At 39.7% G+C, this 21,974-nt stretch carries 26 protein-coding genes; 4 read left to right on the top strand and 22 right to left on the bottom strand.

The window, feature by feature from the left end; genetic code table 11:
• Positions 1–35: 35 nt before the first annotated feature.
• From GKR92_02390 to GKR92_02380, 3 genes are all read right to left on the bottom strand, one after another.
• Positions 36–533, bottom strand: a complete 498-nt coding sequence (locus GKR92_02390) for a disulfide bond formation protein B (GenBank protein ID QMU60604.1) — start codon at positions 531–533, stop codon at positions 36–38.
• A 25-nt stretch (positions 534–558) separates the two neighbouring features.
• Positions 559–1,053 carry a hypothetical protein gene (locus GKR92_02385; GenBank protein ID QMU60603.1) on the bottom strand — a complete coding sequence of 165 codons (495 nt, stop codon included), beginning with the start codon at positions 1,051–1,053 and terminating at the stop codon, positions 559–561.
• A gap of 145 nt (positions 1,054–1,198) precedes the next feature.
• Complete coding sequence (locus GKR92_02380; protein ID QMU60602.1) at positions 1,199–1,549, bottom strand: hypothetical protein; 351 nt, start codon at positions 1,547–1,549, stop codon at positions 1,199–1,201.
• A 238-nt stretch (positions 1,550–1,787) separates the two neighbouring features.
• Here GKR92_02380 and GKR92_02375 point away from each other — a divergent pair, with 238 nt between their 5' ends.
• Positions 1,788–1,949, top strand: a complete 162-nt coding sequence (locus tag GKR92_02375) for a hypothetical protein (protein QMU60601.1) — start codon at positions 1,788–1,790, stop codon at positions 1,947–1,949.
• Positions 1,950–1,982: 33 nt separating this feature from the next.
• On the opposite strand, the gene GKR92_02370 is transcribed toward GKR92_02375, so the two are convergent.
• The 11 genes from GKR92_02370 to GKR92_02320 form a co-directional block, all read right to left on the bottom strand.
• Positions 1,983–2,330, bottom strand: coding sequence for a hypothetical protein (locus tag GKR92_02370; protein QMU60600.1), 348 nt, complete (start codon positions 2,328–2,330; stop codon positions 1,983–1,985).
• A 136-nt stretch (positions 2,331–2,466) separates the two neighbouring features.
• Positions 2,467–3,822: a hypothetical protein gene (locus GKR92_02365; protein QMU60599.1), complete on the bottom strand. Its 1,356-nt coding sequence runs from the start codon at positions 3,820–3,822 to the stop codon at positions 2,467–2,469.
• Between the two features lie 118 nt (positions 3,823–3,940).
• Entirely contained in the window at positions 3,941–4,255 is a 315-nt protein-coding gene (locus GKR92_02360) for a (2Fe-2S) ferredoxin domain-containing protein (protein QMU62690.1), read from the bottom strand.
• A gap of 196 nt (positions 4,256–4,451) precedes the next feature.
• Complete coding sequence (locus tag GKR92_02355) at positions 4,452–4,958, bottom strand: redoxin family protein (protein ID QMU60598.1); 507 nt, start codon at positions 4,956–4,958, stop codon at positions 4,452–4,454.
• 64 nt (positions 4,959–5,022) lie between these two features.
• The gene (locus tag GKR92_02350) at positions 5,023–5,193 is read right to left on the bottom strand and encodes a cobalt transporter (GenBank protein QMU62689.1); all 171 of its coding nucleotides are present in this window, start codon (positions 5,191–5,193) and stop codon (positions 5,023–5,025) included.
• A gap of 84 nt (positions 5,194–5,277) precedes the next feature.
• Complete coding sequence (locus tag GKR92_02345) at positions 5,278–6,267, bottom strand: GTP-binding protein (protein QMU60597.1); 990 nt, start codon at positions 6,265–6,267, stop codon at positions 5,278–5,280.
• A gap of 44 nt (positions 6,268–6,311) precedes the next feature.
• Positions 6,312–7,982 (bottom strand): hypothetical protein, encoded by a 1,671-nt coding sequence (locus GKR92_02340; protein ID QMU60596.1) that lies wholly within the window; start codon positions 7,980–7,982, stop codon positions 6,312–6,314.
• Between the two features lie 82 nt (positions 7,983–8,064).
• On the bottom strand, positions 8,065–8,391 hold the full coding sequence (locus tag GKR92_02335; protein ID QMU60595.1) for a hypothetical protein: 327 nt from the start codon (positions 8,389–8,391) through the stop codon (positions 8,065–8,067).
• A gap of 78 nt (positions 8,392–8,469) precedes the next feature.
• A complete protein-coding gene (locus GKR92_02330; GenBank protein QMU60594.1) occupies positions 8,470–10,149 on the bottom strand; it encodes a hypothetical protein in 1,680 nt (559 codons plus the stop codon).
• 599 nt (positions 10,150–10,748) lie between these two features.
• Entirely contained in the window at positions 10,749–11,039 is a 291-nt protein-coding gene (locus tag GKR92_02325; GenBank protein QMU60593.1) for a hypothetical protein, read from the bottom strand.
• 45 nt (positions 11,040–11,084) lie between these two features.
• The gene (locus GKR92_02320; GenBank protein QMU60592.1) at positions 11,085–11,621 is read right to left on the bottom strand and encodes a mismatch-specific DNA-glycosylase; all 537 of its coding nucleotides are present in this window, start codon (positions 11,619–11,621) and stop codon (positions 11,085–11,087) included.
• A 68-nt stretch (positions 11,622–11,689) separates the two neighbouring features.
• On the opposite strand from GKR92_02320, the gene GKR92_02315 reads away from it, so the two are divergent.
• On the top strand, positions 11,690–12,424 hold the full coding sequence (locus GKR92_02315; protein QMU60591.1) for an MBL fold metallo-hydrolase: 735 nt from the start codon (positions 11,690–11,692) through the stop codon (positions 12,422–12,424).
• 69 nt (positions 12,425–12,493) lie between these two features.
• Here the strand turns inward: GKR92_02315 and GKR92_02310 are convergent, their stop codons facing one another.
• The 4 genes from GKR92_02310 to rrtA all read right to left on the bottom strand — a co-directional run bounded on the left by GKR92_02310 (position 12,494) and on the right by rrtA (position 14,514).
• Positions 12,494–12,862: a cobalamin biosynthesis protein CbiX gene (locus tag GKR92_02310; protein QMU60590.1), complete on the bottom strand. Its 369-nt coding sequence runs from the start codon at positions 12,860–12,862 to the stop codon at positions 12,494–12,496.
• A gap of 234 nt (positions 12,863–13,096) precedes the next feature.
• Complete coding sequence (locus tag GKR92_02305; protein ID QMU60589.1) at positions 13,097–13,468, bottom strand: hypothetical protein; 372 nt, start codon at positions 13,466–13,468, stop codon at positions 13,097–13,099.
• A gap of 156 nt (positions 13,469–13,624) precedes the next feature.
• Positions 13,625–13,936: a hypothetical protein gene (locus GKR92_02300; GenBank protein QMU60588.1), complete on the bottom strand. Its 312-nt coding sequence runs from the start codon at positions 13,934–13,936 to the stop codon at positions 13,625–13,627.
• Entirely contained in the window at positions 13,933–14,514 is a 582-nt protein-coding gene (gene rrtA / locus GKR92_02295) for a rhombosortase (GenBank protein QMU60587.1), read from the bottom strand. The genes GKR92_02300 and rrtA overlap by 4 nt, the downstream gene beginning before the upstream one ends.
• A 145-nt stretch (positions 14,515–14,659) precedes the next feature.
• Between rrtA and GKR92_02290 the strand changes: the two genes are divergently transcribed.
• Positions 14,660–15,154 carry a peptide-methionine (R)-S-oxide reductase gene (locus tag GKR92_02290; GenBank protein QMU60586.1) on the top strand — a complete coding sequence of 165 codons (495 nt, stop codon included), beginning with the start codon at positions 14,660–14,662 and terminating at the stop codon, positions 15,152–15,154.
• A 58-nt stretch (positions 15,155–15,212) separates the two neighbouring features.
• Here GKR92_02290 and GKR92_02285 read toward each other — a convergent pair whose 3' ends face one another.
• Positions 15,213–15,404 (bottom strand): hypothetical protein, encoded by a 192-nt coding sequence (locus tag GKR92_02285; GenBank protein QMU60585.1) that lies wholly within the window; start codon positions 15,402–15,404, stop codon positions 15,213–15,215.
• A 273-nt stretch (positions 15,405–15,677) separates the two neighbouring features.
• Between GKR92_02285 and GKR92_02280 the strand changes: the two genes are divergently transcribed.
• Entirely contained in the window at positions 15,678–16,073 is a 396-nt protein-coding gene (locus tag GKR92_02280) for a hypothetical protein (GenBank protein QMU60584.1), read from the top strand.
• A 30-nt stretch (positions 16,074–16,103) separates the two neighbouring features.
• Here the strand turns inward: GKR92_02280 and GKR92_02275 are convergent, their stop codons facing one another.
• From GKR92_02275 to fadB, 3 genes are all read right to left on the bottom strand, one after another.
• The gene (locus GKR92_02275; protein QMU60583.1) at positions 16,104–18,077 is read right to left on the bottom strand and encodes an SLC13 family permease; all 1,974 of its coding nucleotides are present in this window, start codon (positions 18,075–18,077) and stop codon (positions 16,104–16,106) included.
• A 258-nt stretch (positions 18,078–18,335) separates the two neighbouring features.
• Positions 18,336–19,511, bottom strand: coding sequence for an acetyl-CoA C-acyltransferase FadA (gene fadA, locus GKR92_02270; GenBank protein ID QMU60582.1), 1,176 nt, complete (start codon positions 19,509–19,511; stop codon positions 18,336–18,338).
• 81 nt (positions 19,512–19,592) lie between these two features.
• The gene (gene fadB, locus GKR92_02265; GenBank protein ID QMU60581.1) at positions 19,593–21,746 is read right to left on the bottom strand and encodes a fatty acid oxidation complex subunit alpha FadB; all 2,154 of its coding nucleotides are present in this window, start codon (positions 21,744–21,746) and stop codon (positions 19,593–19,595) included.
• Between the last annotated feature and the right edge of the window lie 228 nt (positions 21,747–21,974).

Genomic DNA, 21,974 nt, shown 5'->3' with positions numbered 1-21,974 from the left:
TAAAAGAAAGGAATTCTAACAGTTACCTTGCAGGTTTAAAGAGGTTTTCGAGCGCGCAGTGTCTGAATGACAGATAAAATCAGTAAAATCACAAATAAAATTAAGGTCTGCTCTGGAATCGTTAAGTCTGCAAAAGTCCAACTCGTATCAGCGCATGAGCCAGAGCCCGTAAGCGTTTTTTTAAGTGTTTCAAATAGTGGCAAGGTATCCAACATAAAGTACAAATCTGGTCCACACTCAGGCACTTGATCCTTGGGTAGGTTTTGCAACCAAATATGCCGGGAAGCAAGGCCGATTCCTATCGAAGTCAATACAATACTAAGCACTCCATTTATTTTAGCAAAAATAGTTCTTGGTCCATGCAATAATGCAATTAAAAATAACACTCCTAAAGCCATGATCACTACTCTATCTAAAATACAAAGCGGACAAGGATCTAAATACAAAGTCCTTTCTAGATAAAGTACTGCAAATAACATGGATGCAGTGCAAATTACTAAGCCAAAAAAAGCTAAGGAACGATAACTAAACATAGGCAACGATATTGATTTTTATGAGTTATTCTTCGGCTTCTACAGGAATATCTACCGGTTGGTCATACGTAACTTCTGAGTACCCTTCTGGTGGACCTTGTAACTGAAAACCTTCTACAGTTTTACTCTCTTGTATATTTGGTGTGCCTTGTCTTTGCGCAATATTATATTCAAACCAATCCGCTTTAACTGAGAAGACATCATAAGCAATCTTGTTACCGCCGCCGTTAACCTCATAATAAACACCATCCTCGTAACTCCAGGTGCCAGCATCGGACGACTGCTCAAAGAGTTTGTCTCCATCATGAACAATCATGTAATCCACCTTATAACTACCATCAGATTCTCGAATCATTTTCCATGATTCAGCCCAACCGGCATCTTCCTCATCAGCGTAAGTACCATCACCGCGCCACACACCAACCAATACCTCAGCCGCTTTGGCATCATTATCTTTGACTTCAGAATTATTTGTGCAAGATGCAAGTACTAGTAAGACAGGGATCAATAAATACTTCATGAGTGATCGCATTAATATAGTTAATAAAGACGCGTAAGTTTATACATTAGCGCCCAATCACACAATGTGACGCTCTCATCCACTAAAACTGATTAATAATGACTCTTTGCCGTTTAGGTTACAGAAAATCCAAAGAGCACGCGTATTAAAGATTGGTTCCAAGTCTACCGAGCAACATCACCATCGCAAAGTAGCATCCAATCATTACTACCAAGCCTATTGCCATGCTTATTGAAAATGGAACCTGGGCTTTCAACAGCACAGGAAGCACTACAAAAAAAGAAAGTGAAGGCAGAACAAGCCAAAATATACTTGTTGTTAGCGATGATATTTGCTCTACATCTTTTGTTTCAACGTATATCCAGCACACAGCCAACACTGAAACAAGTGGTACAGATGCTAGCAATGCGCCAACAAATGAACTCATTTTAGAAACCTCTGATATCGAAACAATTAAAGCAGCAGTAATCGCTAACTTTGTTATATACCAAGTCATAGCTTTTGCACCTCTGTACGAAAAGTTAATTTAATAATTAGCAACCGATCAATCATATTAAATTCTTTGATAAGGTAAATTTATCAATTGAATGAAAACATTATGATATAAGTCCACTATAAGTCACCATACTCTACGTACAAGCGCCTTTGATACAATTGCTTTAAACCAGACATCCGGTTTACATATGGATAAGACCATCCATTACAGATTAGATTAAACTAATATTTAATTACAAATGGATAGCGTGGATATGGGCGAAATAATTGACTTTAAAACCAAAGAATCTGAGCGTCGGATTGAGCGAATTCAAGAATTAATGCGCAAAGCATTAACTGATTTACTAGATGACAATGACATGCAAGAACTTAAGAAACTCACCAGACAGGGTTGCCACTAACACAGCATCACCAAAATAAACTGCGCTATGAAACTATTGTGAACAAATATTTACTTTATTATTTATATGTTGCGTAACCATGTAACAAATATCTGCATGTAGACCAAAATATTCTGCAGAACGATTTGGCCCAAGCTTACTCTCAATACCATTATCAGGTATCAGCACTTTAGGCTTACCATCCTCGGTAGCAAAAATAAACTCAATACTTTCAAGTAACACTGCATGAGAGACCCTATCTGCCAAAATTTTGGTGATGAAATTATAGTTTTCCTGCGTAACTTCCGTAGCATGTTTTTTCAAGAAAGGAACATAGGTTTCCAATAAAAATATTAATCGTTCGGTTTCATCAGGTATATAATTTTCTTCGAAACTAAGCATTGATAACTGAACACTCTTTCAAGTTACTATATAGGCATAACTCTCTGTGTGTATAGGTAGATGTATAGACACAAAGAGTTGAAGTTTGAAATAATCTCAGCGTTGTATATCAAAACCACGCACTATGGATTCATGCTCAAGTTGCTACTGAGTGACACAATTTCTGTTCGCCTTTATTCAGCTTATTGTAGGCAGCTTGTGCGTTGGAATAACGATCGAGGTCTGTACTTACTACCCCAGGTAGCACGATATCTGCATAGGAAGTTAAATGGTCAAAAAACTCATGATTTTCAATCTGGATACTTGAGTCTTTTGCTGTAAGAAAACTATCTTTCATTCTCTGTTCCATTTTTTTATCTATTCGATCAAAGCCTATTTCCCTAGGAACGTGTACGTGCACATCGGCATGATTCGATCTAAAGTCTTTACGCAAACCCGAAAAGTCATCAAGGTGATCGATCCATTGATCAATCACTTTATGCCATTTACTTAAAGGTTCCCCAGGTAACACTTGAACGCCAGGATGAGTGAATTTCGCTAAATTAAATAGCATCCAATTGCCTGCTTTATTGCTTTCATCGGATGCTCGCAAGGCATGGGTTAATGCAGTACCCGAATCTCGTACAGCAAATCGCATAAAGCAATCTTGAGAAAATTTATTGGTAACCTCTTGGCGGAAACGATCACGAACGGCTTGTAGTCCTGTATCCGTATAGGAGGTTAATCGTTGCCAAGAATGCTCAGTGTTGACGACAAAAAACCCACCTGTAAACGGGTTATCTTGTTTGCCATTCCCTTTTGTCATTGCATCTAATTCATTTAGGCTTGCAAACAGGCTGGCTGGCGCATCCCCATCGCCACTATGTGGAAGTTGCCCTACCCCTATAACGGGAATATTTTTAGTTAATTTATCACTGCTTAATTGACGAGTAAGATCTATCGCCATTCCACTGCCGGTACCGCCTGCTAAATTAAAGCAAACCATTATTCGTGCAGGTAATTCAGATTGCTCAGCGTGATTAGCAAAATTGGTCAGTGCGGCATCTAAAATCCGTGGCTCATCATTGTAGGCTTTATAATAAATTGCTTTGGCTACTGCTCTTGAAAGATGCGAGCTGGCTTTGGGTAGTTTGATATCCTTAGGTAACCAAGATTTACCTTCTGCCATATTATCTAAGCTTGCAATCAGCTCGTCACGATCAGGCATGTCTAAAGAAATAGACTGGTAGTGAAAATTATCTGCAGGAACCCCTTGTTCTTCAAGACGCTGTTTTAGACCGGCTGCATAACCATCTACGCGCTGCAAGTCACTATCTCCCACATCAATCACCAATGCCGCAACGCGCGCTCTTGGGTCCATTAAAACATCCTCTATTTCACCCGTTCTTAGTAAGCCATCGACATAACCTGCACCTGAACGTCCAATGCCTACAACACTTAAACTATAAGGTTCAGGCTTAGAGGTTGAAGCATTTGAATTATCATTTGTCATTTTTTAATCTCCTAATTTGTTTTTCCTTTTTTAAGCCCTCCTTAGATATTTGTCCTTTAGTAAGCAATGCATTTAACTGCTTATGTAATGAAATCTTCTATAAATACTCATCAATACTCTAATGACGAGGACCTTGATCCGGTTTCAACAACAAACGTTCAACACGTTTACCGCGCATAACATGAATTTTTAAGATTTCGTCTATATCTGCTTCGCATGTATAGGTATACCAAACACCCTCGGGGTAGATCACCATTGTTGGCCCAAGCTCACACCGGTTTAAGCAACCTGCATGGTTTACACGAATCCTTTTTAAGCCTAATGCCATTGAACGCCGACACATATAATCGCAGAGCTCTTTCGACCCTTTTGCCACACAGCTACCGCGCTTATGGGTTGCGGGTCTTTCATTGGTGCAATGAAAAATGTGCACGTCATAGAAATGCTCTTCACTTTTCGATCGACTGTCAGCGTCCTCTGTGACTTTCGAATTTGAATCTAGCTCTCGATTAGGAGATACGCTACGCCATTCCGCCATCTAATGTTCCCGATACGACTTCAAGTGTCGCGTATAAATTTATTATATTTAACAATAATTTATATTAAATAATTAATGTTAAACCACGTCTCTATACGCATGCTTCTACTTGCTCAAGTAAAGCTTCTGCACTACTCATTTCACATGAAAGAATACTTTCTTCGACATTTAATGCCTTCACCACACCATCTTCTACCAACATGGAATAGCGTTCAGAGCGATCACCTAAACCAAAATCTGAAAGATCCAGACATAACCCTACAGCATTGGTAAATTCAACTTTTGGATCGCAAAGCATCATTACGTCATTACTAACATTAAGCTCTTGCGCCCATGCTTGCATTACAAATGGATCGTTTACGGATATACACGTTATCGCATCTATACCTTTAGCTTTCAGTTCTTCAGCATGACGCACAAAACCTGGCAAATGCTCTTCTGAGCAAACAGGCGTATAGGCGCCAGGTAATCCAAATACAGCTACGGTTTTACCCCTAAATACTTCGTCAGTCGTGCTACTACGAACATCAATAGGCGATTCCGAACCCATCCACTTAAAAGTGACAGATGGTATTCGGTCACCAACCCTAATAGCCATGCATACCTCCTTCTAAGCCAGCCAAACTAATCTGGCCCTGTAACGCCCCTTTCAATATTTCTTGCTAATGGCAAGGAAAAGCAAGTCCGTGGCGAATATCATGTGCCGCATTATGCAAAAATTCTGGTCCAGCGAAACCTACCGCTGCAAGAATGAATACACCAGTTATCACTGCTGCCGATATGGCATATACACTTGCCCAAGGTATTACTTTAGTTTGAACTTGAACTAGCATGTTTGTAGCTTCTTTAACAGCATTCATATTATTTCTCCTTTATTTATATTTTGTTTATATATAATTTGGTTTTAAATATTTAAATTAATTTCCCGGAACAACACAACTAGCAAAACCTTCAGCGAACTCATCGCGATCAAGATTTTTTCCAATCATTACGTACTCGGTAATTTTTTCTTCACCTGGTTTCCACAATCTTTCAGGCACCATCGTTGTCAACATTCGCACACTTTGAAAAATAACTCGCTCATTAAAACCTTGTGCATTAAATATTCCTTTTGTGCGATACATATCTTCGCCTTGCTCTGCAAGTTTTTCATTCAGCCAAATCATGAATCGATTCATATCAATAGGTCGTTCTTCACGTAACACGAATGAACCCACGGACTGGTCATGCTCATGCTCTAGATCATCAAGAAATGTTGGATCAACTTCTAACTTAGCTTCTAATTCAAAAGCACCCACTCCTATGACTTTTTCAAGATCGATATCACTATTTGCAGTGTGGTAGATCTTTGCTATGGGATTTGATTTTCGTATTAACTGCTCTACTTCTAGCAATCGTTCTTTTGAAACTAAATCAGCTTTGTTCAACAAAATGATGTCGGCAAATGCGATCTGCTCCTGCGCTTCTTCACTTTGCGCAAGACTTGTCTCCAGGTTAACTGCATCCGCTAAAGCAATAAAAGAATCTAAGCGCGTTTTAGAAGTTAATTTATCTTCAAGAAAGAATGTGGAAGCAACAGGCGCTGGATCTGCTAAGCCTGTGGTTTCAATTAAAATTGCATCCAGCTCAGAACGCTGTTGCAAATTATCGAGCGTGTCGATCAAATCTCCACGCACAGTGCAACACAAACACCCGTTGTTGAATTCCACTAACTCTTCTTGCTCATCATGCACGATCAACTGACCATCTATACTGACTTCACCAAACTCATTAACAATGACTGCAATTTTACGTCCATGTTGTTCAGAAAGGATTCGGTTAATGAGCGTAGTCTTCCCCGACCCAAGGAAACCAGTCACTACTGTGACCGGTATTCGTTTATCGGCTACTACTGAAACATCACTCATCAACTAAAACCCTCTCTGAACTTATTGCCATCTGTTAACAATGGTTAAGGTGTTGCCACAACGGTCTTGGTCATCATGTCTATACCTTCAGCGAGAATCGAAGTGCGATTGGCTGGTGGCAGTGCATCACCACGCATTTGATCGTAAGGAACTACGACCCAACATGCACAACCCCATAGACACTCACCTGCCATTCCATTAAAGCGAATCGCGGGTTCTGACATCAGCACACCTAAATCTAGCAACCATGAGTGGTGTAGTAATTTACCTTCCCAGTCGTACTTATCGTAGGCATCGCGTGATTTCCAGAAAATGTCTAGATCCGTTTTTGCCATACCAGGCAAAATAATATCGGCATACGAAGTTAAATGATCAAAGAACTCATGATTGGTAATTTGAATGGTTGAATCTTCACCTGGAACTAAGAAATTTGATTCAAGCTTCGCTCTAACCGCAGCATTGATATCATCAAAACCTATTTCACGTGGTGCATGGATATGTACTTCCGCATAATCGGTTCTGAAATCCTTATTAAGACCAGAGTAGTCATCAATATGATCCACCCATTCATTCATCACCTTGCGCCACTTACTTAGTGACTCACCAGGAAGTACTTGCACACCTGGGTGAGTGAATTTAGATAAGTTAAACAGTGTCCAGTTTCGTGATTTACCACTAACGGTTTCATGCGGTGCACCTGTAAACCCTGCAGGTCTTAATGCACGGAACAATAATTTACCGTCATCCTTGTATGCAAAACGCATGAAAGAATCCTGGGCAAATTTATTGGTAACTTCATTGGCAATTCTATGACGAACTTCAGGATCAATGTCACGGTTTGTCTCATCATTTTTGGTATACGACGACAAACGTTGAAATGAGTGCTCAGTATTCACGGCTAAGAAACCGCCTGTGAATGGGCTCTTGTATAGATCACCCCACACTGCGCACACGCCTGCATTCTTGTCATCATCCAACATGCAATCAATTTCATTGAGCGTTGGGAATAGCGCTGGATTAATTTCTTCCCCATCTCCAGTATTAGGCAATTGCCCAACACCGATGACTGGAATACGTCGACCAAGTTTTACACTTGATAAGTGACGTGCAAGATCCACCATGATTCCACTACCCGTGCCACCATTGAGACTGCAACATGCTAATACAATGGAAGGTAATTGTGCCTTTTCGATGTGATCAACAAATCTTTGCAATGCCTTTTCCATTGGGCGATCACCATCGTAATAAGCCTTCGCATAAAGCGCCTTCGCAAATGCACGCGGCATATGCTCACCTGCTTCTGGCATTTTAAAATTAGAAGGTAGCCATGGCTCATAATTAGGGTTCCAGTAATATCTGGGATACTCTAACTTTAAGAACTCTCGCATTCTTCTTAAGGTATTGAATAGATCATCCCGCTCAGGAATATCTAAACTTACAGACTCAAACTGGAATCGCTCTTCTGGAATGCCACGCTCTCTTAAGCGCTGCTTCAATCCTGCAGCATAATCTTTTGCTTGCATCATATCGTCTTCGCCGATATCAACAACTAATGCTGCAATGGTTGCGCGTGGGTCTTCAAGAATGTCTTCCACTTCGCCTGTGCGTAACATTCCATCCACATAACCAGCGCCGGATCGACCGATACCAACTACATGAATACAATGCGGCGCCTGTTCACCTGTTGCACTGTGATATAATGAATTTTGTGCCATTACTAATTCCTCCTAGTATTTTTCTAATTACAGTTTTTTACACTTTAAAATTATTTAGAATTTTTCACCGTTAAGTAAGTATTTAACATCGCGGCGTAAACCCTGTGTCTTCATCAAGAAATCCTAAGTCGTACAGGATGTGGGCCGCTGAAGTAGAACGTTCATCTGTTACATACACGCGATAGTCTTCAACAAATAGTCCTGGATCTTTATCTATCAACCCTTCTTCAATCAATTGCACACCTTTCTCTAAATTCTTACGACTTAGTTGTGCTTTCCATAGCGGATTTTCGATATAAATGGCTTCGTCATCACAACCCGTTACCTTTAGCGTTTTACCACCTGCAACGGTTGGAACTTCAACTCCATTCTTATATCTCTTTTTCACTATTGTCCAATCAAGCGACATTTAGTTTTGCTCCTGCGTTAAAATTTTTTTGTATTCGTTTTATTCACTTCCCATAGATACTTTAATAAGCAGCTGCCACTACGCTGTTGCCGCTTTTATACTTTTAGTCTTAATAACTTGCTTTATATCTGGGCCACGAATTTGATCGTATGGAACCACCACCCAACAGGCGCAGCCCCACAAACATTCTCCCGCCATGCCGTTAAATCGAATCGCGGGTTCACAGAGCAGTACACCCAAATCAAGTAACCATGCGTGATCTGTAAGTTTTTCTTCCCAAGTCTGCGGATCGTAAAGATCACGCGACTCAAAAAATAAATCGAAGTCGACTTTACTAATACAAGGAAGAATAAATTGAATAGAACCTGGGTTTTCGCTAGCTGAGGGTGTGACAGCAGGATCTGCAGTGGGCGAAAATGCCTTACTTAAGGTTTCTGCAACCTTAGTGGTTTTTGCATCTTCACTATTCGCCGCTCTCATTTCAATATATTCTGGCTTATAGGTATCGCGAATACCCATGCGGCTTGCCATATCATCCGTAACCGTAATTCCACCTTCTGCATCTGCAAAACCTAGAACATGTGCCCATTGATTTCCGTAGGGAGTACGTGCAGCCGCATGTTGTGTAGGTGGAGCACCTACCCAATTCAGCATGCGCAAAGTTTCCCAAAGATCTACGCCTTTGTTTCTGGTTAAGAATGATGAAACTTCACGATCGACGCGTTCATGAGTAGCTTTTAGGTCTTGAGTAGCATCCCAAACCGGTTTTTGCGGCACAATAATGACGCCACCCGTAAATGGATTCCGGTATAAGTCACCCCATACTGCTATGACACCTTTGTTTTTTTCCTCGTCACCCATACAATCAAGTTCGTTTAACGCTGGAAACAGGTGACTACCTTTATGTGCTTCGTCATCGCCATCACAAGGAGCAATGGCCATTCCCACCACTAATACGCGTCTACCAAAGCAAACATTAGAAAGATGACGCACCATGTCGACCATAATTCCGCTACCCGTACCACCACCTAAGCCATACACTATTGAAACAACAGACTGACCGGGTGAATTGTCGACTTTCTCAGAAAAGCGTTTTAATGCGCTTCGCATTGAACGTGAGTCATCATAGTAACTTCTTGCGTACAACGCTTTTGCTACCGATCTTTTAAAATGCTCGCCAGCTTTAGGTACTGAAGTTTTTGAAGGCAACCATGGCTCGTAATTTGGATTCCAGTAATAACGAGGGTATTCAAGCTTTAAGAACTCACGCATTCTTCGCAAACTATTAAACAAATCGTCTCTACTAGGCACATCAATAGCAAAGGTCTCTACTTCTGCAGTACCTTTTGGAAGCTTTTCTAATAAATCGTCGATTTGTTTAAGATCTTGATCGCCTATATCAATTGCCAGTGCGTGAAATACCGAATCGTCACTATTATTCTTGGAATTTCCGGAATCATTGATTTTGTCTTTTAGTATTTGTGCGATGACATCAGCACCTGCTTTACCAATTCCAACGACAGATACAGAAAATGGCATGGTGTCTTCATCACTAATTCGGTGAATACCACGTTTTAACGCATCTAGTTTGCGCCTAGCTATTTTAGCTTCGGTAGAAATTGGAGTAGCGGAAACTTTTTCTTTTTTCGTTGCTACAGTTTTAGGAGAAGCAGACTTTTTAGTGGCTACTTTTTTCTTTGGAGCCGCTTTTTTAGGAGCTGCTTTTTTATTTTTTGGTGTGGCTTTTTTTATCGCCATTAATCAGCCTCCTCAAACATTTACAGTAGGAAGCCGTAGTGATTATAAATACAAGTAAAATACCAACTTATCGCTTGTTGTTACTTTTCTTTCCGTAGTTATGGTTGTCCAATTTATAGTAATCGAAATTACTTTTAGTAATTTTCAAGTGCAAGATGGGGTCTATATTTGCACCCACGATCTACAGCTTACTTTTAATTATCTAACTTTATTATTACCCATAACATGTTGTTATGAGCATCGAGATGACGTGATGCGATTTTGCGTCTCACATGATGCAATATTGCGAAATCATATGACATATCAAATTCTATACTTATTTTTAAGCTACGCAATAGATATATTTGCATTATTTTTAAATCTCAAATTGAAACCTGAATCAATTTTATAATGTTCAATTTGAAACTATGTAAATATAGTTAATTTTCTTTGCGAAACAATTCAGCGCATTAATAAATTAAAGTTATTATTACCAAAGCATTTAACTTATAAACATTGGTTAAGAATTAATATTAATTATTAACCGATGAAATAAAATTAATGTGCGCTAGCACACCAACTTTACAGTGTATTAAATATTTGCGAAATATCTGCCAATTCTAAACGACAATTAAAGGCTGCAACGCTTTCCAATCCTCAACAGGAAATTCAATAGCATTTGAATCCAGATTTACCTCTCCAAGGTTTGTTTTCATCTCTTTTTTACTATTAAATGCGCCTAATATTAAGCACTGAATCATGTCATCTGATATATCTTCAAGTGTCATTTCAGCGCCACATTTGTAATGGAAATCAATTCGCCATTTAGTGCGCGAAAGTCGCTTATATTCATGATTACAGATGACGGTCCACTGAATGGATACATTCGAAAGCTCGTTACTTATATACATACTTACCTCCTGCTATTTATTAACGCATCTTAAGATTACAATTTTTTATGATTCTTGCCCTACCAATAAGGATAACTTCCTATACCAATCTGTTATAACATCAAGTGAAAATGCCGCATTAGCCGGACTCGGATTAGGTGTAACAAATATCGTCGATGCATTAATTTTAAAATCTTGCAAACCCCAATCAATAATTTTATTTTTACTGCCTGTATATTTCAGATAATTCTGCATAGCCACTTTGCCATGGAACCAACACGTCTTAGGTTGATATTGCAATATGCCTGCCTCTAACTTTGGTGCATATTTCTTGTAATCAGCAGCAACCAAATCTTTGCCCATCGAAGAATGCCGCTTAACGACATCGGTAAAGCCTATCTTGTATTGTAAAAATAGCTTTTCTTGGGCCTGTTGCGAAGGAGTGAGTTCTTCAGGAATGAGGCCGCTTGCATTTAATGCTTTCCAAAAGCGATTTCTAGGATTAGCAAAATAATAACCCTTCTTTACTGAGATGGTGGACGGATTTAACCCAATAGATAAAATATCTAAGTCAAAATCTACATAATCTTTAAGCGTCTTCATATTTAACCTTAATATCCTAATTCAAAGCTTGTTACAATTTAGTTCTCTTTATAGAACTAAACCACATAATGACTGTTGCAAATACATCCTCTCACAGTATCTATGCATTAGAACTGGGTCCAATGGAAAACTTTGTTTATTTATTAGTAGACGATAAGACCAACACTGCGGCAGTGGTCGATCCTGCATGGGACATTGATAAGATAATTGATAAAGCAAAAAAACTAAATGTCACAATAACAGACGTTTTGTTAACACATAGTCATCATGACCATATAAATGGCTTAGGAGAACTGCTTAATCATTACGATGCGCAAGTTCATATATTAAAGAGCGAAGCTGAATTTTGGGGTGAAAAATTAAGCAAACCAAAATTACATCATGGAGGAGATGCAATTAAGCTAGGCAATACTGAAATAGAAGTGATGCATACCCCTGGCCATACGCCTGGCTCTGCATGCTATCGCGCAGGTAAAGATTTAATTACAGGCGACACATTATTTGTCTTTGGATGTGGACGTTGCGATTTACAAGGTGGTGATCCTGAACAGATGTATACCACTTTAAAACACTTTAAAAGCGATTTACCAACCGAAATTGTCATACACCCTGGCCATAATTATGCAGTGCAGAAATCTTCTACTTTAAAAGAAGAAATTGAAGGCAATCCTTTTATGCATTTTACTAAGGTTGATCAGTTTGTTCGCTATCGCATGAAGGTTCATGATCAAATTAGAAATTCACCTTATGATGCACAAAACGAAAATGAATTAAAACAAGAACTAAATAAATTACAAAGCTAAAGCAACTCTAACTTCTTTTACTCATCTCGCTGACAAATGAGTTTTTCTAATCTTCAGACAAATGGATAATTATGATGCCTGTTTGCTGAGGTCAATTAAAATCTCACTAATACCTTGGGCCGATCCTAAGTAAGGAGAAGTTTTTATACTCACTCGCGGATGTATGTTTTGTGCTTTTTTTAATTCTTCAGGGATATCTGTAATCACATGACGTCCTGCAGATAGAAAATATGGCAGCACGGTTACTGAGTCCGCACCCTTTTGTACGCACGCGCTTACACCGTCAGGAATGGAAGGCTCAGCCAACTCAAGGAAAGCACATTCAATTATCGAAAACTCGCCATCGATGTGTTGTTCTAAATTCTTGGTAAGTTTTCTAACTTCATCATTTGATGCTTGTCGCCGACTACCGTGGGCAATTAATAATAATGCATGCATAGCAAGATGCTATCACAGCCCTATTCATAGAAAAATTGCAGGAATAGCCTCGTCGGAAATGTTCAGGACAAAAAAACCCACGTTAGAGGTTTAATTCTACGTGGGCCAGTTTCAGAAGGAGAGAAACTACAGCCTGTATTATAGTCCTGCAAGGTTTGCAAATTTTACAGCTTATCTGTGAATTTCAACCATTTGACCTTAGATTGCATGCTAATAGGCTCTAAATACAGCTTTTTAGACCTCACCAAATTCTTGCTTCAGTGATTGCTCTTCAGTTAATAAGCTCTGCTGGGAATTCATATTGTCTTTTTTGTAAGTTACCATTGCAGCACCCTTCTCATCTGTACGTATTACGATTCCCATCAACCTACTGATACGTCGCAGCGAACCGTTTTTATTCACCAACACAATCTCTACCTTCTTGCCGCGCTCAAGATCATGTTCAGGAATCAACACATATAAGCCACCCTCACTGATATTTCCCTGATTGGCTTTTAAAGTAGTCTGACCGATACGCTTTACGTATACATCGCAATTGATATCCGTTCTTTCGCCGCGTGGGAAAAATGAACTGCGTAATGGTTTTTTACGAAATATGCCTAGCATTGCTTAATGATTGTCAGATTTTAACGATTTCGCAATAGAAATGAATAAGTTAGAACTTAAATTTACCATAGGCAAGCTCTCGCTTTTGTGACAGCTTACTCCGATAGTTCGTGAATAATTTCAGCCGGACGGATAGTAATTGATATTGGCAATTATCTAATATTTGCGCAGCATTGCGATGTCACGAAATTGCTTCCAATCGTAGCCAATAGCAGAGCGTTTTTCAGACACATTCTTATATTTATACAGCAAAAATCGATAGCTGATATAGGGGATTTTATATGTGAAGAACCCCAAAAGCATAAACAGCAAGCCCATCTCGCTAAGATGCTTGCCTCTAAAATCGATCCCATTCAACCAGACCAGCAACGCCGTTATGCACACTAGGCCAATTGTCGAATAGGTCAACTTACGGTTTATTTGGTGAAATTCTTTATATATTTCATCAGATACATTATTTTCAGTCATAGTGTTAACTTCTTCTTTTTATTGAATGTATGCATGCAAGCACTGATAATTAAACCGCCTACAAATCCGTATAAATGCGCTTGCACTACTACCGGGCCACCTGCTGTCGATTCGCTTCCTGGAATGGGCCCCATCATGCCTTCCCATATTAATTTAGCAATTACACCAAACAACAAAATAATATTTAACCAATTCTTGTGAACAATATAGTCGACAATTATTAAGGTCACTAGTAGACCATGCAACGCGCCTGACAGGCCCACATACCAATGAATATTTTGGCTAAACACCCAGATACCAATCGTCACCGATAAGCAACTGAGTACAAACACAACCACCCATCCGTAAGCATTTAAACTATTAGGGTACAACACATAAATTGCCACCAAGGCTACAGCATTCATTGCAAAATGACGCCAGCTTAGATGCACAAAATTACCTGTGATAAAACGCCACCATTGGCCTTCACCAACACCCTCTCGCGTAAACTGCAAACCATCTACCTCAAAAGTTAAACTCAACTGCGCAAGAGCACTCATCACAACTACAAATGATATAAATATTATGTTTTTATTCATATATTTACAGATTGTTTCTAATATTAATTATTGCTGTAATTTATAAGCTAGGGTGCGAGGCATATGTATCTTCAAGAAACGCTACACTAGCAGATTATTAGCGGGCAGATTGCCAGCGAGACTATACGCACAAGGTATTAGTAAATTGAATAAAAGAAACTTCCTTATCGTTGCGGGTGGATTTGCCCTATTCACTGCGCTTCAGCTGAGCTCTACACAAAATCGAGTTGCTATTAAAGCATCGCCGCATATTAAGAAATGGCAAAAAGACGATAAGTTTTGGCATGAGCAATTAACTCCGACTCAATATGCCATCCTGCGCACGGGAGCGACAGAACCAAGATTTTCTAGCCAGTACACAAATTTTTATGAAGTTGGCACATATAGCTGCCAAGGCTGTGATTTAGAATTATTCACAGCAGACATGAAATATGACAGTAATACTGGCTGGCCAAGCTTCAGCGACCATATACATGGACATTTAGAAACCTATACTGATTTAAAAGGTATGTGGCCTAAAACGGGCTATCGATGTGCTCGCTGTGCCGGACATCATGGACACCTCATCATGGATGGCCCACTGCCGACAGGTCAGCGATGGTGTAACAACGGACAGGTTTTAAAATTTAAAGGTGTCTAGAAAAGACAACCAATACCACGAAAAAACTATATATTTAGGCTTTAACTGTTTTATAAGCTTAAAGGACAAATGTAATGGCTATCACAAGGGAAATTCCAATATAAGCAACCAAACCCACACCAAAAGCTAAACGCTTTTCTGGATAGATCGTTAATTCACCATTGTGTAATTGTTGAGATTTCTCTAATCCAGTAGAAATGAATAGAAAACCCATTAACCAGACAATTAACATAAAACTAGTCGCTAACATGGTACCTCCTTGGTAAGTGCTAAACATCCTTGATTACCGGACAGTACTACGTGGCACAGCCCTTAAGTAAACCAACTCAACACTAGATTGAGATAGTACACATTTAAGGCAAGGCAAAATGTGAAACAGGCATCAATCTGACTGATTTCACAAGAGTTCACTCCAAAGTTACCAAGCATTTAAAACTAGGCTACTATCCAATAATTAACGTATTTGTACATATGTGTACACCAACTATTACAAAATGTGATGCATTTCACATTAAATTAACTAATGAATAAAAAAAACAACAGCAAAGAAAATTTCAACCTAGATCCTAGTGATGAGTCATACATCCCTCCTCTTAATGAAGAGCTAGATGAATATCTCCAACCTGGTGTACATGAAGCAATCGCAGAATTCACTACCCAAGCACAAATCTATTTTCCGCAAATTCTAAATGATGAACGTGACCAAGCTGCTGCAAAAATTCATTTAGATAATTTACAAGAACACATCAGTCGCACCAATCAATTATCTGGCCAAACTTCTAAACAAGATACTGATAAAATTACAACAGCTTTATCAGCACTTTCTAAAATTGGCGATAAGAAGCAAGACGATATGATGGCCTGCGCCTTACTTGATTATATTGACGAAATCTTAGAAATGTTAGGAGTTGGGGACTAGCATTTAATAAAAAGCTAGTACTGCATAACCTTAGTACAACAGATTAAGCATAGTTACCGAAACAATTAGAAATAAGATGGTCATAATCCCACCCGCACGCATGAAATCAGGAACACGGTAACCACCTGGGCCCATAATCAAAGCATTAACTTGGTGAGTCGGGATAAGAAATGAATTCGATGTGGCGATTGCGACGGTAAGTGCAAAAAGCGCTGGATTTGCCCCAACACCAATAGCAATATTCACCGCAAGTGGCACTAACAAAACTGTAGCACCCACATTCGACATTACTAATGTAAAGAAAGTTGCTAACACTGCCATCGCCGCTTGAATCACCCATATCGGCATGTCCCCTACGACTAACAATGTTTGGTCGGCAATCCATTTTGCGGTACCGGTTTGCTCGACAGCCATTCCAAGCGGAATCAAGCTTGCTAATAAAAATACTGTTTTCCAAGATACCGCTTCGTAAGCTTCATTTATGCGTAGAACACCGGACAACACCATACCGATAGCCCCGGTCAACAATGCAATCGATAAACGAATTTCAGTAAACAACACCAATGAAAGCGCGATTAAAAAGAATATACCTGCCCACAACACTTTATTAGGACGCAATTCTTCATGCGGATATTCACTAGTAATCACAACAAAATTACTATCTTTCTCCAGACGCATTAAGGCTTCCCAAGTGGTATGCACTACTAATGTGTCGCCAGAGTGATAAGGAATGTTACGAATATCTTCAACTTCTCGCATTGTATGACCATCTCTGTGCATGGTGATCATCGAAATACCATAGGTCTTACGCATCCAAATATCACGTGCACTCTGACCAATTAATTTTGAACCGGGTGGAATAACTATTTCTGCAATACCTGCCTTATTACTCGCCAGATCTTCTGAAAAAGTACGCAACTGAGGACGTCTTTTTAAATTATATTTTTGAATAAAATGATCAAGATAATCTGGCTCTGCCGTTATTCCAAGTACCATGCCTGCACTCAGTCCTGTGTCTCGATCTAATGCACCTGGACCTACTCGAGTGGCGTGACCAGATTGTTTAGTCGCAATAACACGCAACTGATATTTGTCTTCAAAGTCATCGAGACGCTTACCTATTATGTCACTGCCTTCTGGTACGACCACTTCATATAGATCGTAATTAACACCGTACACATCATGAAAATAACTCATAGTATTTCCGCTAGATGTGGAACTTTCTGTTTTAGAAACTGGTAAAACAAACCGGCCAAAGATAACAAAATACAAAATACCAGTGGCTACTAATGCAATACCTACAGGTGTTACCGAAAACAAACTCCAAGTCTGCATTTGCTGATCCGCTGCAAGCGCAGAGTTTGAAGTTATAATTAAATCGTTTAATAAGATAAGTGGTGATGAACCTATCATTGTCACCGTTCCACCCAAAATTGCGCAAAAACCCATTGGCATCAATAAACGCGACATCGGCAATTTAGCGCGAGAAGAAATCCGTGACACGACCGGTAGAAAAAGCGCTGCTGCACCAACGTTTTGCATAAACGAAGAAATGAATGCAACTGTGCCAGAAATAATTGGAATAATACGTTTTTCTGAAGTTCCACCGATATTTAGAATAAACGCTGCAACCTTGCTCATAATTCCCGTTTTATCCAAACCTGCACCAATGATCATAACTGCTATGATCGACATTACCGCATTACTCGAAAAGCCATCAAACAAATGTGCAGTGTCTACTAAGCCTTGTTCTAAACCCATTATCGGCGCAAATAAACTTGTTAATCCAAGCAAGACCATGATCGTAATAGCTGCTATATCGACGTCGACCACTTCAAACGCAAATAAATAAATTGTCAGCAATAAAATTGCCGTTACCCAAGCAATTTCAATCGTAGGCTCTTCGTAAATCAGTAGTGCACCAAGCATCACAAAGATCGCCAAGGATGCCATACGTTTTTTAATAATACTTTTAGTACTAGGTGGGATAGAAATATTTCTCATTCGCTCAGTCCTTAAGCAGAGTTGGCAGTATCGTTATTAAATATGTATAAAAAGCCACACATTATCCGATTCAAATAAATTCAGAGCAACAATGCAGGCAAAGCAATGTGGGTAAATAACGAGCACAGATAAGATATAAATTTAACAGCTAAATATTCCCAACCCAATAGACTACTTTAAGGAATATTATTTCAACTTCAGAATAAAATGAGAAACTATGGAGCAATAAGCCGCACTCGTTAAGACGCAATAGATTATTTAAACACTCTCGTAAACTGTCGCTATTCCCTGCCCTAAACCGATGCACATTGTCGCCAAACCTAATGTAGCACCTTTGTCTTCCATTATATGTAACAAGGTGGTGCTGATTCTGGCACCCGAACAACCTAGTGGATGCCCAAGTGCTATAGCACCACCATTTAAGTTAACTTTGTCATCCACTTTATCTAGCAAGCCTAAATCTTTAAGCACAGGCAACGATTGTGCAGCAAACGCTTCGTTAAGCTCAACATATTCAATATCATCAACACTCAAACCTGCACGCTTTAAAGCTTTTTGCGTAGCGGGTACAGGACCGTATCCCATAATTGCAGGATCAACGCCTGCAACAGCCATGGATTTAACTTTTGCTTTAGGTTTTAAATTTAATGCTTGTGCACGTTCTGCTGACATAATAATCATTGCTGAAGCGCCGTCTGAAAGCGCTGAAGAAGTACCCGCGGTGACTGTCCCGCCACTGGGTTTAAATACCGGGCGTAATGCAGCTAGTTTTTCTAACGATGTTTCGGGCCGTATCACTTCATCTATTTCACATAATTGTTTAAAGCCGTTCTCATCATGTCCTTCAATAGGAACAATTTCATTTTTAAAACGACCTTCGATGGTTGCAGCATGCGCACATTGATGGGAACGCAGACCAAACTTATCTTGATCTTCTCTACTGATGCCATGCTGCATAGCAAGTAATTCAGCCGTAAGTCCCATCATGTTTGAAGCTTTAGCCGTGTACTTGCTGGATGCTGGATTATGATCCCAGCCATGCGTCATGCCTACATGTCCCATGTGTTCAACACCGCCTATTACAAATACATCTCCGCAGTTTGCATAGATTGCTTGCGCTGCTGAGTGAATCGATTGCATGGAAGATCCACATAAACGATTAACAGTTTGGCCACCTGCAGTGTTGGGAATTTTTGTCATCAATGAAATGTAACGTGCAATATTCCAACCTTGCTCCAACGTTTGATTTACGCAACCCCAAATAACATCTTCAACTTCAGATGGATCCACATTTGGGTTTCGCTCAAACAATGCATTCACTAATGCAGCTGATAACATTTCTGCACGCACGTTACGGTACATGCCATTTTTAGTCTTACCCATAGGCGTACGGACGCAATCAATAATAACGGCATCACGGGACTGAAGACTCATATCTGAATACTCATGATAGTAAACTCATAATGCTAAATTCATTTTTTAAAAACCCACCAAAATATATTCTTCAATCATTATTTACACTTTTGGATAAAAAGTTTCTTTTTTCTTTGCCATACTAATTAAGCCTTTAGTAGGTGCGTAAATAGGACTAATATGTGAATACTTCCCTGCGCGCTCACAAAACTCTTGCACACCCATCTCTTCAATATAGCGTAAAGCACCACCGCGGAAAGTTGGGAAAGCAATACCTAGAATCAAACCCATATCCGCATCGAGCGGATGATCTACAACGCCCTCTTCTACACAACGCACGGTTTCCATACACATGGGTATCATCATACGATCGACAATTTCTTCATCAGAAACATCAAGCGAATTAACACGCACGGTTTCAATAATCCTGACAGCATTTTCATCTGCTATTTTTTTCTGCTTACCGCGTTTATCTAACTCATACTTATAAAAACCAACATTATTCTTTTGACCGTAACGCTCGGTTTCATATAAAGCATCGGTCGCTGATTTAAACTCTTTGCTCATACGATCTGGGTAAGCTTCTGCCATCACTTCCGATGCATGATGCGCAGTATCTATACCAACAACATCTAATAAATACGCTGGACCCATTGGCCAACCAAAGTTTTCCATTATTTTATCAATCCGCTGAATATCTATGCCATCTCGAACCAGCGCATCAAAACCAGCAAAGTATGGGAATAACACGCGATTCACCAAAAAACCTGCACAATCATTTACAACGATAGGTGTTTTACCCATCGCTTCTGCATAAGCAACCGTAGTTGCAATCGCTGCTTCACTTGATTTCTCTCCTCGAATCACCTCTACCAATGGCATACGATAAACCGGGTTAAAAAAGTGCATACCGCAAAATTGTTCAGGCCGCTGCAAAGATAATGCTAGCTCTGTAATTGAAATGGTCGATGTGTTGGAAGTTAGTATGCAGTCGGATTTAACTTGTTGCTCCACCTCTACTAACACCGAAGATTTGATGTTTTTATTTTCTATAACAGCTTCAACCACCAAATCTACATTTGCAAAATCACCATAGCTTAAGGTTGTGTCGATTTTTGCTAAAGTGTCTGTCACTTCTTCAGGCTTAATTTTGCCGCGCTTAACTTGCTTTAAAAGCAATCCACCTGCCTCAGACTTACCCAGCTCAAGCGCCTCTTGCTTGATATCTTTCATGACTATAGGAATATCTTTGCAAGCAGATTGATATGCGATACCTCCACCCATTATTCCTGCACCTAAGACTGCTGCTTGCTTAACAGCATGCGCCTGTTTGCTATAGCCTCGACTAACTTTCTTAATGCGCTGATCATTTAAAAACAGCCCTACTAAATTGCGCGCAACCTTAGTTTTTGCCATTTTGACAAATCCATGCGCTTCAACCTGCATCGCTTCGTCACGTAACATCGTCGCATGATGCTGTACGGTCTCTATTGCAGCTAATGGCGCGGGGAAATGGCGACCGGCTTTTGCAGCAACCACAGCTTTCGCGGATTCAAATGCCATAATACTTTCTAATTGACTCAGCTGTAGGGGTTGGCGTTTTTCCTGTTTGCGCTTTTGGTAGTCAAGCTTGCCATCTAAACACTGTTGAACTATATGCATCGCAGCGCTTTGAAGTTGATCGACATCAACAATTGAATCCACTGCGTGACACTTAAACGCTTCTTGCGCTTTCTTCTGGTCACCCGTGCAGATCCAATCCAATGCATTATCCGCACCAATCAGTCTAGGCAAACGCACACTGCCACCCCAGCCTGGGAAGATGCCTAATTTAACTTCAGGCAGACCAATACGCGCACTGTAAGCCATAACGCGATAATCCGTAGTCAACGCTAACTCACAACCTCCACCCAATGCATAGCCATTAATGGCCGTGACCGTTGGAATTGGCAAGTCTTCTATGCGATTAAATAAAGCTTGAGTAGCCTCTATCCACTGAACAAATTCTTTTTCAGTTAATTTAAAAAAACCAAGAAACTCGGTTACGTCAGCGCCAACAATAAATACATCTTTATTACTCGAAATAATTAATGCGCTAATGTTCTCATTGTCTTCAATTACACTAACAGCATCACCCAACTGTTCGACAACAGTTTTACTGAGCTTATTAATACTCTCGCCCTCAAGATCGAATACTAGATTCGCAATCGAGTCTTGAATATAGTCAACCTTTATAGCGTTGCCAGAAAATATCATGCTGAAATAATTATAATGGAAGAATCATTGGTCATAGTTAGTTATTTATTTTCTTATTATCGGTTTTATTATTCTGACCATTTTACTAAGATGCAGAGTAAATGCCTAACTCTAATATACAGCTCAGAATTACATATCTAATTACTAAGGTAAAAAAACCTGTCTGAAATTGCTCTGGAACACGCGAATACGGACATTGAAATTGCATATACAAGAAGTAAAAAGCGT

The sequence above is a fragment of the Gammaproteobacteria bacterium genome, from assembly GCA_014075255.1.
GTDB lineage: Bacteria > Pseudomonadota > Gammaproteobacteria > UBA4575 > UBA4575 > JABDMD01.
The sequence above is the reverse complement of the archived record's forward strand: the minus strand, read 5'-3'. Positions and strand labels throughout refer to the sequence as shown.